10 protein-coding genes and 1 pseudogene are annotated in these 11,294 nt (G+C 71.9%); 3 read left to right on the top strand and 8 right to left on the bottom strand.

Annotated elements, in window-relative coordinates:
• On the bottom strand, positions 1–193 hold a 193-nt coding region (locus ABT186_RS45930), incomplete at its 3' end, for a hypothetical protein (protein ID WP_351930367.1).
• The gene (locus tag ABT186_RS45925; protein ID WP_351225915.1) at positions 183–1,037 is read right to left on the bottom strand and encodes a bifunctional methylenetetrahydrofolate dehydrogenase/methenyltetrahydrofolate cyclohydrolase; all 855 of its coding nucleotides are present in this window, start codon (positions 1,035–1,037) and stop codon (positions 183–185) included. The genes ABT186_RS45925 and ABT186_RS45930, both read right to left, overlap by 11 nt.
• A 266-nt stretch (positions 1,038–1,303) precedes the next feature.
• On the opposite strand from ABT186_RS45925, the gene ABT186_RS45920 reads away from it, so the two are divergent.
• The gene (locus tag ABT186_RS45920) at positions 1,304–1,876 is read left to right on the top strand and encodes an RDD family protein (protein WP_351225917.1); all 573 of its coding nucleotides are present in this window, start codon (positions 1,304–1,306) and stop codon (positions 1,874–1,876) included.
• Positions 1,877–1,957: 81 nt separating this feature from the next.
• On the opposite strand, the gene purH is transcribed toward ABT186_RS45920, so the two are convergent.
• Positions 1,958–3,526: a bifunctional phosphoribosylaminoimidazolecarboxamide formyltransferase/IMP cyclohydrolase gene (purH, locus tag ABT186_RS45915; RefSeq protein ID WP_351930365.1), complete on the bottom strand. Its 1,569-nt coding sequence runs from the start codon at positions 3,524–3,526 to the stop codon at positions 1,958–1,960.
• Entirely contained in the window at positions 3,523–4,173 is a 651-nt protein-coding gene (gene purN / locus ABT186_RS45910) for a phosphoribosylglycinamide formyltransferase (protein WP_351225921.1), read from the bottom strand. Before purN ends, purH begins: the two co-directional genes overlap by 4 nt.
• Positions 4,174–4,509: 336 nt before the next feature.
• On the opposite strand from purN, the gene ABT186_RS45905 reads away from it, so the two are divergent.
• On the top strand, positions 4,510–5,364 hold the full coding sequence (locus tag ABT186_RS45905) for a hypothetical protein (protein WP_351930363.1): 855 nt from the start codon (positions 4,510–4,512) through the stop codon (positions 5,362–5,364).
• 76 nt (positions 5,365–5,440) lie between these two features.
• Here the strand turns inward: ABT186_RS45905 and ABT186_RS45900 are convergent, their stop codons facing one another.
• Positions 5,441–7,201 carry a cell division protein PerM gene (locus ABT186_RS45900; RefSeq protein ID WP_351930361.1) on the bottom strand — a complete coding sequence of 587 codons (1,761 nt, stop codon included), beginning with the start codon at positions 7,199–7,201 and terminating at the stop codon, positions 5,441–5,443.
• A 67-nt stretch (positions 7,202–7,268) separates the two neighbouring features.
• On the opposite strand from ABT186_RS45900, the gene ABT186_RS45895 reads away from it, so the two are divergent.
• The gene (locus tag ABT186_RS45895) at positions 7,269–8,114 is read left to right on the top strand and encodes a sigma factor-like helix-turn-helix DNA-binding protein (protein ID WP_351225927.1); all 846 of its coding nucleotides are present in this window, start codon (positions 7,269–7,271) and stop codon (positions 8,112–8,114) included.
• Positions 8,115–8,208: 94 nt separating this feature from the next.
• Here the strand turns inward: ABT186_RS45895 and sucD are convergent, their stop codons facing one another.
• The 3 genes and pseudogenes from sucD to ABT186_RS45880 all read right to left on the bottom strand — a co-directional run.
• Entirely contained in the window at positions 8,209–9,093 is an 885-nt protein-coding gene (sucD, locus tag ABT186_RS45890; RefSeq protein WP_351225929.1) for a succinate--CoA ligase subunit alpha, read from the bottom strand.
• 21 nt (positions 9,094–9,114) lie between these two features.
• Positions 9,115–10,296: an ADP-forming succinate--CoA ligase subunit beta gene (gene sucC, locus ABT186_RS45885; protein ID WP_351225931.1), complete on the bottom strand. Its 1,182-nt coding sequence runs from the start codon at positions 10,294–10,296 to the stop codon at positions 9,115–9,117.
• A gap of 479 nt (positions 10,297–10,775) precedes the next feature.
• Positions 10,776–11,294: pseudogene (locus tag ABT186_RS45880) on the bottom strand (hypothetical protein); the annotation flags it as partial.

The raw sequence follows: 11,294 nt of genomic DNA, 5'->3' as shown, positions 1-11,294 counted from the left end.
GCACGGCACCCGCCCCCGGCTCGGCCGGCTCGGCAGCGGTGCCCTGCTTCGCGGCCGGCCTGCTGCCGGAGCCCTGCGGGCGCCCCGCCCGTGTCGGCTGCACGCCCTGCGGCCGGGCCGCGCGCGGTTCGGTGGCCCGCTGTGCGGAGCGGCCCTTGTCCCGGGTGCCCTCGGGCCTGTCCTCAGCCGACACTGCGCTCCGCCGCCTCGACCACGTTGACCAGCAGCTGGGCTCGGGTCATCGGGCCCACACCGCCCGGGTTCGGGGAGATCCAGCCGGCCACCTCGGCCACGTCGGGGTGGACGTCGCCCACGATCTTGCCCTCGGCGTTGCGCGAGACACCGACGTCGAGGACGGCGGCGCCCGGCTTCACGTCCTCGGGCCGGATCAGGTGCGCGGAGCCCGCCGCGGCGACGATGATGTCGGCCCGCCTGAGGTGTGCCGAGAGGTCGCGGGTGCCGGTGTGACACTGGGTGACCGTGGCGTTCTCGCTGCGCCGCGTCAGCAGCAGCGGCATCGGGCGGCCGATGGTCACGCCCCGGCCGACGACGACGACCTCGGCGCCCTTGATCTCCACTCCGTAGCGGCGCAGCAGGGTGAGCACACCGTTCGGGGTGCAGGGCAGCGGCGCCGGCTCGTTCAGGACGAGGCGGCCGAGGTTCATCGGGTGCAGGCCGTCCGCGTCCTTGTCCGGGTCCATCAGCTCCAGGATCCGGTTCTCGTCGATGCCCTTGGGCAGCGGCAGCTGCACGATGTAACCGGTGCAGGCCGGGTCCTCGTTCAGCTCGCGGACGACCGCCTCGATCTCCTCCTGGGTGGCCGTCGCGGGCAGTTCACGCTGGATCGACGCAATGCCGACCTCCGCGCAGTCGCGGTGCTTGCCCGCGACGTACTTCCGGCTGCCGGGGTCGTCCCCGACCAGGATCGTGCCGAGGCCGGGCGTGACGCCCCTCTCCTTCAGCGCCGCCACGCGGACGGTCAGATCGGACTTGATCGCGGCTGCGGTGGCCTTGCCATCGAGAATCTGGGCGGTCATGGCCCCCATCCTCCCGGATGACCGGGGCCCGGTTCCAATCGGCCCGTCTCCTACGGCGGCGGTTGCGGCGGCACGGTCCCGGCCGCGGAGTTTCCACAGATTGCGGCTGCACAACACTGGAATCAACCGGCTGGACAAAATTCACCCACGCTAGAACGATGAACTGCGCACTGTCGCGGTCAGTGTTGGGGGGCAAGCCGCTCGTTTCATGACGTTCCTCCGCGCAATCCGCGTCGTCCCCGCCATTGCAACGGAGGAAGTCAGCCATGAGTTTCGGCTCGCCCAACAACCCGTACGGACAGCCGCAGTACCCCCAGCAGGGCGGTCAGCCCGGCCAGCAGCCCGGCTACGGCTACCCGCAGGCGCCGGGAGGCATCCCGCAGCAGGGCTACGGCTACCCGCAGCAGGACCAGTCGGGCTACGGCTACCCGCAGCAGGGCTACGGCGCCCAGCCGTCGTACGCGAACTGGGGCCAGCGTTTCCTGGGCACGCTGGTGGACGGGCTGGTCTTCCTCGTCCCCTACGTCCTGGTCATCCTCGGCCGGAAGGTGCCCGCGCTGATGCTGGTCGGCGGGCTCGCCATCATCGGCATCGCGATCTGGCAGCTGATCATGGAGGGCCGCACCGGCCAGACCATCGGCAAGAAGGCGCTCGGCATCCGCCTGGTGCGGGAGAGCGACGGACAGCCGCTCGGCGTCGGCATGGCCTTCGTCCGCCGCATCGCGCACTTCCTGGACAGCCTTGCGTGCTACCTGGGCTGGCTGTGGCCGGCGTGGGACGCCAAGAGGCAGACGTTCGCCGACAAGGTCTGCTCGTCGATCGTGATCCGCTCGAACTGAAAGCGAACCGAGCACGCCAAGGGCCGTGTCCCACCCCTACGAGGGGGGACACGGCCCTGGTGTTCCATGGGCTCAACGGGTTCAGTGGAAGAAGTGGCGCGTGCCCGTGAAGTACATGGTCACGCCAGCCTTCTGCGCGGCCTCCACGACCTGCTCGTCACGGATCGAACCGCCGGGCTGGACGATGGCCCTGACGCCCGCGGCGATGAGGATCTCCGGGCCGTCGGGGAAGGGGAAGAAGGCGTCCGAGGCGGCGTACGAGCCCCGGGCCCGCTCCTCGCCCGCCCGCTCGACGGCGAGCCTGCAGGAGTCGACGCGGTTGACCTGACCCATGCCGACGCCGACCGAGGCGCCGTCCTTGGCGAGCAGGATGGCGTTGGACTTGACGGCACGGCAGGCCTTCCAGGCGAAGGCCAGCTCCCGCAGCTCGCCGGGACCGAGCCCCTCGCCCGTCGCCAGGGTCCAGTTGGCCGGGTCGTCGCCGTCGGCCTGGAGGCGGTCGGTGGCCTGGAGGAGGACACCGCCGTCGATGTGCTTGGCCTCCACCCGGTTGCACGGGCCGTTCGGGGCCCTCAGCACCCGGATGTTCTTCTTCTTGGCGAGGGCCTCCAGCGCGCCCTCCTCGTAGTCGGGCGCGACGATGACCTCGGTGAAGATGTCGGCGACCTGCTCGGCCATCTCCCGGCTCACCGGCCGGTTGACAGCGATGACACCGCCGTACGCGGAGACCGGGTCGCAGGCGTGCGCCTTGCGGTGCGCCTCGGCGACGTCCGCGCCGATCGCGATACCGCAGGGGTTGGCGTGCTTGATGATCGCGACGCAGGGCTCGTCGTGGTCGTACGCGGCACGGCGCGCGGCGTCCGTGTCCGTGTAGTTGTTGTACGACATCTCCTTGCCGTGCAGCTGCTCGGCCTCGGCGAGTCCGCCGGCCGGGCCGCCGCCGACGTAGAGGGCGGCGGGCTGGTGCGGGTTCTCGCCGTAGCGCAGGGTGTTCTTGCGCTCGTAGGTGGCGCCCAGGAAGTCCGGGAAGGCAGAGTCGTCGACCGGGGCGTACGAGGACGCGAACCAGGAGGCGACGGCGACGTCGTACGCGGCCGTGTGCTGGAACGCCTCCGCGGCGAGCCGCTTGCGGGTGTTGAGGTCGAAACCGCCGTCGCGGACCGCGGCCAGGACGTCGGCGTACCGCTGCGGGCTGGTCACCACGGCCACGGAGGGGTGGTTCTTGGCGGCGGCCCGGACCATGGAGGGACCGCCGATGTCGATCTGCTCGACGCACTCGTCGGGGGAGGCTCCGGAGGCGACCGTCTCGCGGAACGGGTAGAGGTTGACGACGACGAGGTCGAACGGCTCGACGCCGAGCTCGGCCAGCTGCCGCTGGTGGTCCTCCAGGCGGAGGTCGGCGAGGATGCCGGCGTGGACCTTCGGGTGCAGCGTCTTGACCCGGCCGTCCAGGCACTCGGGGAAGCCGGTGAGCTCCTCGACCCTGGTGACGGGAAGGCCCGCGGCGGCGATCTTCGCGGCCGTGGACCCGGTGGAGACGAGTTCGACGCCGGCCTCGTGGAGGCCACGGGCGAGCTCCTCGAGACCGGTCTTGTCGTAGACGCTGACGAGCGCGCGACGGATGGCCCGCTTGTTGCTCTCGGCGGTCACTGGATAACTACCTTTCGTCCCTCAATGCGATAGCCGTTGCGGGCGATCCGCCCCACGACCTCGACGAGCAGCCTTCGCTCGACTTCCTTGATGCGCTCGTGCAGAGCGCTCTCGTCGTCCTCGTCCCGGACCTCCACCACGCCCTGAGCGATGATCGGTCCGGTGTCGACGCCGTCGTCGACGAAGTGGACGGTGCAACCGGTGACCTTGGCGCCGTACGCGAGCGCGTCGCGCACACCGTGGGCTCCGGGAAAACTGGGCAGGAGAGCGGGGTGGGTGTTGATGAACCGCCCGCCGTACCGCGCGAGGAACTCCTTGCCCACGATTTTCATGAACCCGGCGGAGATCACGAGATCGGGCTCGTGGGCGGCGACGGCCTCGGTGAGGGCCGCGTCCCATGCCTCCCGGCTCTCGTAGTCCTTGACCCGGCAGACGAAGGTGGGCAGCCCGGCGCGCTCGGCGCGGGCGAGGCCCTCGATGCCGTCGCGGTCGGCGCCGACGGCGACGACCTCGGCCCCGTAGGCGGCGGCCGAGGTCTCGGCGATCGCGTCGAGGAGCGCCTGCAGGTTGGTGCCGGACCCGGAGACCAGGACGACCAGGCGCTTGGCCGCGGACTCGGTGACGGTCTCGGCCACGGACTCGGCCACGGCGGGGCCCTTTCTCGGGGGGAGCGTTCGTGCGGTCGCTCGGGAGAGCGTTTGTATGGTCGTACGAATGCTTCACGCCCCCGAATACGGGGAAGTCTACGAAGCGGCCGACCGTCAGCAACGATACCGGCACACAGGACGGCCCCCACGGGACGGGGGCGTGGCCGGAAGGTAGCGTCTGGGGGAGGAGCCGCCCGGGAAGCGGTTCGACGCGGGGAACGCCGTGCCTGCGTGGGACGTTGTCGGGAGGTACGCCTGCCCGGGGCGTGCCTGCCTCGCGGCGAGCTCCGTGAACATGCCGCCCGCCAGAACCACCAAGGGGAAGACGCACACCTGATGCCGGACCGCAGTCTCCGACTCCCTCCGCTGCTGCTGCGCGAGCGGCGCCCTTCGCCCGTGCCGCCGCGGGAGAGCGAGGAAGGACCCCGGAGCGGGGGTGACTCCGCCGGCGGGGATTCCACGGGCGGCGGGCGTGACGGTGACTCCGCAAGCGGTGGGCGGGGCCCGAAGGCGCCCATGGACGACAACCCCTTCGCACCGCCGCCGGAGGGGACCCCGGACCGGCCCTGGCAACCGCGGCACCCGGCGCCCGGCCAGGGCGAGGACGGACGGGGAGAGGGCCGGGAGGGCTCCGGCGAAGACGGGCACTCCCCATGGGGCAGCCAGTGGAGCGACCGGCAGCCGGGCCCCTCGACGGGCGGCCGCTTCGGCGAACGTCCCGGCGCACCCGGCGGTCCCGGCGGTCCCGGCGGACGGAACGGTCCTGAGGAATCCGGCGGCTCCGGCGCGGGCCTGCGCTGGGACCCCACGGACCCGGCCCAGCGCCGTGCGCGCTACGCGCTGCTGGCCGGCATGTGGGCCTTCTTCTTCGCCCTCTTCAGCTGGCCGTACGTGGCCCTGCTGCTGGGTGCGCTGGCGCTGTACTGGGGCGCGAGCGCGCTCCGCGCCAAGCCCCGCACCCCCGACCCGAACACCCCGGCCCCCGCGGCCCGCCCGCAGACGACGGCAGCGATCAGCGGTCTGGTCACGGCGTCCCTGGCGATCGCGATGGTGGCGGCCACGTTCACGGCCCAGCTGGTCTACCGCGACTACTACACCTGCCTGAACGACTCCCTGACGACGGCGGCCAAGCAGTCCTGCAACGACCTGCTGCCGAAGGATCTGCGGGGGGTGCTGGGGACACGGGAGTGACGCGGTGCGGGTAGCCGCGCGGCTCCGGCTGCGCAATCCGCCGGGCTGACTCCTCACTCGTCCGGCTCCGGTGGCTTCACTCATCAGGCTCCGGTGGGGACACCTTCCGCAGGGCCGCCCACCGGGCCTCCCGCGACGCCTCGTCGTGCCACGTCGAGTCCACCTCGGTCGGCACGAACGGGTCCATCCCGGCCGCCAGGAGCGGATCCGGCTCGGCCGACAGGAACGGATCCGGTTCGGCCGGCAGCACCTCGTACGGCTTGAGGTCGGGGTCCTCCCACTCCCTCTCCGGCTCCGGTCGCCCGTCGGCGATCGAGGCAAGGGTCCGAGCTCCGGCCGGTTCCGGAACCGCCGGTGCCGGAACGGGGATCTGGACCGGGACCGGAGTCGCGGGCGCCGCCGGGCGCGGCTCCCGGCCCCGCCACGGCCACAGCAGCCACCCTCCACGCCGCTCCCCCTCGCGGTTCTCGCGCCTCTCCCCTGCTCGCCCCCGCAGCCGCCACGCACGTACCGCCACCCCCACCGGCACCCCGACCCCCACCGTCCAGCCGGCCGCCGCGGCGCCCACCTGCCACCCCACCGGCCCGAACCGGGCCAGCACCGTCACCCCGAGCGGCCCGCCCGCCGCCTCCGCGAGCCCCCCGAGCAGCACCCCGCACACCATCCCGGCCAGTACGACCGCCCCGGCCGTCCGCCCCATCGGCCACACCGCGTCCCGCCCCCGCTCCCGGTCACGGCACGCCGCCTTCGCCACGAACCACCCCACCGTCGCGCCCGCCGCCACCGGCACCAGCCCCACCGTCCAGCACACCGGCGTGGCCCCGGCCCTGGGCACCGCCGCCAGCAGCGGAAACGGCGGCAGAAGCGCCGGGGGCCGGGCCGCCGACACCGGGCCGGTCATATGCCCCACGCCCAGCGCGAATCCGGGCCCGAGCCCGTACGCCGCCCCCCACACGGCCGCGTTCGGCACCAGCGCCACCGCCAGCAGCAGCACCGCGCACCGCCCCGACCAGCCCTCTGCGAGCTGGAGGAACGACGCCCGCGCCGCGCCGCCGTGCCACACCAGTGACGCACCCACGAGCAGCGCGCCCCCGCCCACGAGGACGGCCGCCCCGGCCCCGGCGGCCCGTACCGGGACCCACAGCCGTGCCCGCCCTTCGGCATCGGGCCCCCCGGCAGTCACCACCCTCCGCACGCCCGCGGGCAGCGACTCCAGCGCCCGGCGCACAGATCGCGGCAGGCGCCAACCGGGGCGCCCGTACGCCGTCCACACGCCCATCCCCGCCGACAGGACGGCGACCAGCGGCAGGCACACCGCGGTCCACGTCCATGACGGCCGCAGCATCCCGTCCGAGGCGTACCACGCGGCCACCGCGCCCACCCCGAGATACCCCGCGACCACACCGCACCACGCCGTATGCGCGGGGACGAGCGGCGCGTCGGCCGGCGCGGCGTCCCCGCCCTCGCCGCCCTCCCCGTCCGTCGCGTCGCGTGCCGCACGGTGCAGCAGCCACACCGGCAGCACGGCCAGCAGGAGCGGTGTCACGCCGACGGGCGCGGGCACGCCGGAGAGCGTCTCGGTGCGGACGAGTTCGACACCGTGCGCCAGCAGCCACAGCGCGGCGGCCAGGCGCAGCGCGCCGCCGGGTCCGCTGTCCGGGTACGGCGAGCTGATCCAGGGCACCATCACGAGCAGGGCGAGCGAGCCGAGCCCCAGCACCGCGGCGACGGCGCCCCCCAGGAGGGCGGCGCCCAGTCCGGGCGACCGGTCGCGCAACCGGGTACGCAGGGGCGACAACGGAGTTCGGCGGTCGGTCCATCGGGTCACGACCGCCATGCTCCCAACGTCACACGCTTTCCCGGCGTAACAGGCGAAGCTCCGATGTGTCGCTCAATATACTTTTATGTACTTTTCTGCGCGGAGGGCTGCCCGTACCACGGAGGCCATAGCACCCCTGACCCCGCATCAGGCCTTTGACTCCCTGTACGAGTTCTGCGCCCCCGCCCTCGTACGGCAGGCGTATCTCCTCACCGGCCGGCCCGCACTGGCCCGCGAGGCGGTCGAACAGGCTTTCCAACTGGCGTGGCAGCGCTGGCCCGAGGTGGCCGTGGACCGGGATCCGGGGGGATGGGTGCGGGTGGCGACGTACGACTACGCGCTCTCGCCCTGGCACCGTTTCCGCCCGCGCCACCGGCACCCCGAGCCGCCGCCCGCGGACCCCTCGCACCGCGCGCTGATGAACGCGCTCCTGAAGCTGCCGCCGGTCCAGCGGCGCACGCTCCTGCTCTACGACGGCGTCGGCCTCGATCTGCCGGAGACCGCGGCCGAGACCGAGGCGAGCACACCGGCAGCGGCCCACCGGCTGCTGCACGCCCGCGAGGCGGTCGCCGCGCTCGTCCCGGAGCTGGCGGATCCACAGGCGCTCCGCCACGGACTGGCCGAACTGGCCTCGTCGGAACGCCTCCGCGCCGCCAGGCCGCCCTCGGTCCGGGCCTCCGGCGAACGCCGCAACCGCGTCTGGACCCGTTCGGCGCTCACCCTGACGACCACGATCATCGGGCTGACCACCGTGACCCTGCACGTGGCCTCGGACCACTACGAACAACCGGTGGCCCGCGGAACGGCGATCCAGGACATCCCGGTACGGGGCGCCTATGGCCCGCTCTCCGACGAACAGCAGGAACTCCGCGCCAAGCTCAGGTCGGGGGCCCACAGCGGCCCGGAAAGACTGGCCCCGGAGGCACACTGAGTCCGGCCCCCGGAAACGCCAGGGGGCCCGCCCCACCCGGGGTACGGGCCCACCAGACGATCAGTCGGGAAGCAGTCAGCCGGCGAGGCTGTATTTAGTTGCCGAGAATGGCACGCGCGAGCTTCGCGGTCTCGGTCGGCGTCTTGCCGACCTTGACGCCGGCGGCCTCCAGCGCCTCCTTCTTCGCCTGGGCGGTGCCCGACGAACCGGAGACGATGGCACCCGCGTGACCCATGGTCTTGCCCTCGGGCGCGGTGAAGCCCGCGACGTAGCCGACGACCGGCTTGGTCACGTTCTCCTTGATGAAGGCCGCGGCCCGCTCCTCGGCGTCGCCGCCGATCTCACCGATCATGACGATCAGGTCGGTGTCGGGGTCGTCCTGGAAGGCCTTCAGCGCGTCGATGTGCGTGGTGCCGATGATCGGGTCACCGCCGATGCCGACGCAGGTCGAGAAGCCGATGTCACGCAGCTCGTACATCATCTGGTACGTCAGCGTGCCGGACTTCGAGACCAGACCGATGCGGCCCGGCTTGGTGATGTCGGCCGGGATGATGCCGGCGTTCGACTGACCCGGGGTGATCAGGCCGGGGCAGTTCGGGCCGATGATGCGGGTCTTGTTGCCCTTCTTGCCGGCGTACGCCCAGAAGGAGGCGGTGTCGTGGACCGCAATGCCCTCGGTGATGACGACCGCGAGCGGGATCTCGGCGTCGATGGCCTCGACGACCGCGTCCTTGGTGAACTTCTCCGGGACGAAGATGACCGTGACGTCGGCGCCGGTCTTCTCGATGGCCTCGGCCACCGAGCCGAATACCGGGATCTCCGTGCCGTCGAAGTCGACGACCTGGCCCGCCTTGCGCGGGTTCACACCACCGACGATGTTCGTGCCGGAGGCCAGCATGCGCTTGGTGTGCTTCTGGCCCTCGGAGCCGGTCATGCCCTGGACGATGACCTTGGATTCCTTGGTGAGGAAGATAGCCATGGTTGTCTTTGACCTCGTCCCTTACTTCGCGGCAGCAGCCAGCTCGGCGGCCTTGTCGGCCGCGCCGTCCATGGTGTCCACGCGCTGCACGAGCGGGTGGTTGCGGTCGTCCAGGATCTGACGACCCAGCTCGGCGTTGTTGCCGTCGAGACGCACGACCAGCGGCTTGGTGACCTCTTCGCCCTTGGACTCGAGGAGCTCCAGGGCCTGCACGATGCCGTTGGCGACCGCGTCGCACGCAGTGATGCCGCCGAAGACGTTGACGAAGACGGACTTGACGTCCGGGTCGCCGAGGATGATCTCCAGGCCGTTCGCCATCACCTCGGCGGAGGCGCCACCGCCGATGTCGAGGAAGTTGGCGGGCTTGACGCCCTTGTGGGCCTCACCGGCGTAGGCGACGACGTCCAGGGTCGACATGACCAGACCCGCGCCGTTGCCGATGATGCCGACCTCGCCGTCGAGCTTGACGTAGTTGAGGTTCTTCTCCTTGGCGGCCGCCTCGAGCGGGTTGGCGGCGGCCTTGTCGTGGAGCTCCTCGAAGTCGGGGTGACGGAACTCGGCGTTGTCGTCCAGGGAGACCTTGCCGTCGAGGGCGATGACCTCACCGGAGGCGACCTTGGCCAGCGGGTTCACCTCGACGAGGAGGGCGTCCTCCTTGATGAAGGTGTCCCACAGCTTGACCAGGACGTTCGCGACCTTGTCGGCGACCTCGGCCGGGAACTTGGCGGCCGCGACGATCTCGCGGGCCTTGGCCTCGTCCACACCGTCGATGGGGTTGATCGGGGTCTGGGCGACGGCCTCGGGGCGGGTGGCCGCGACCTCCTCGATCTCCACGCCGCCCTCGACGGAGGCGATGGAGAGGAAGGTGCGGTTCGCACGGTCGAGGAGGAAGGAGACGTAGTACTCCTCGAGGATCTCCGGCGCGGTCTCGGCGATCATGACCTTGTGGACCGTGTGGCCCTTGATGTCCATGCCGAGGATGTCCGTCGCACGGGCCACCGCCTCGTCCGGCGTGGCGGCCAGCTTCACGCCACCGGCCTTGCCGCGACCACCGACCTTCACCTGCGCCTTGACGACGGACTTGCCGCCCAGACGCTCGGTGATCTCGCGCGCCGCCTCAGGCGTGTCGATGACTTCACCGGCCAGCACCGGTACATCGTGCTTGGCGAAGAGGTCCCTCGCCTGGTACTCGAACAGGTCCACGCGCTTCCGTCCCTATCAGTGATCTCGCGGTTCGTTGGATGCGTGGGCGTGCCGCGAAGGGCAACGTGACGTCCGCTGTGTCACAAGGGGAGCGCACACGGTGTCCGAGCGCGCGGCATGTCCGTCTCGCAGGTTATCCCCGCTTGCGGAGGGTCTCTAAATCGCGGGTCACACCTGAGCGGTGATACCTGTCACATGATGCCGTGCTCTCTGGCACGGCGTGCCGCGGGGGAAGGACCTCACCGGGCTGGGGTTGACCCGGTGAGGTCCCTTGAACAGCCCCTGAAGGGCACAAACGGACGGCCCCGGAGGCTCGAGGCGGGTGATCCCCACCCCAATGAGGATCACCCGGCCCCATCCGCGGGGGTTCGGCCGGACGGGCCGACGGCTTTCGGCTGTCCGAGGCCCAAGGTCCCCGCGGAGTCGGTCGGATGCCGTACGGCGGCGCCGCCGGGCGCGTGCCGTACGGCGTCAGTGGGTCAGATCGAGTACGTGCTGTAGTGGCTGGGCTGCAGGTATCCCGGGGCGGCGGACTCGGCGACCCCGTGGACGCCGGTCACCGCGTGGCCGGCCAGCGAGCCGCCGGCCGACCGGACGGTCCCGGTGAGGTCCCCGGCGAAGGGCGCGACCTGCCCCGTGACTCCCTGCACGAACGGGTCGAGCTCGCCCGTGACCCCGCCCGCGAACGGCTGCACATCGCCCGCCACGCCGTACGCCAGATCCGTGGTGCTGTCCGCCACGCCGTGCACGACGGGCTGGACGGTGTCGTTCACCGTCTGCACGACCGGCTGCACCGCCCCGGCCACGCCGTACGCGAACGGCTGCACCTCGTCCCCGACGCCGTACGCCAGCTGCGTCGCACTCCCGGCGACACCCGCGGCGAACGGCGGGACCTGGCCGGCCACCTCGCCCGCGAACGGCTGCGCGTCGCCCGCCACGCCGTACGCCAGCTGCGTCGCGTCCGCGCCGGCCTGCCCGGCGACCGGCACGACCCCGTG

Source organism: Streptomyces sp. NPDC001634 (genome assembly GCF_040298185.1).
GTDB lineage: Bacteria > Actinomycetota > Actinomycetes > Streptomycetales > Streptomycetaceae > Streptomyces.
The sequence above is the reverse complement of the archived record's forward strand: the minus strand, read 5'-3'. Positions and strand labels throughout refer to the sequence as shown.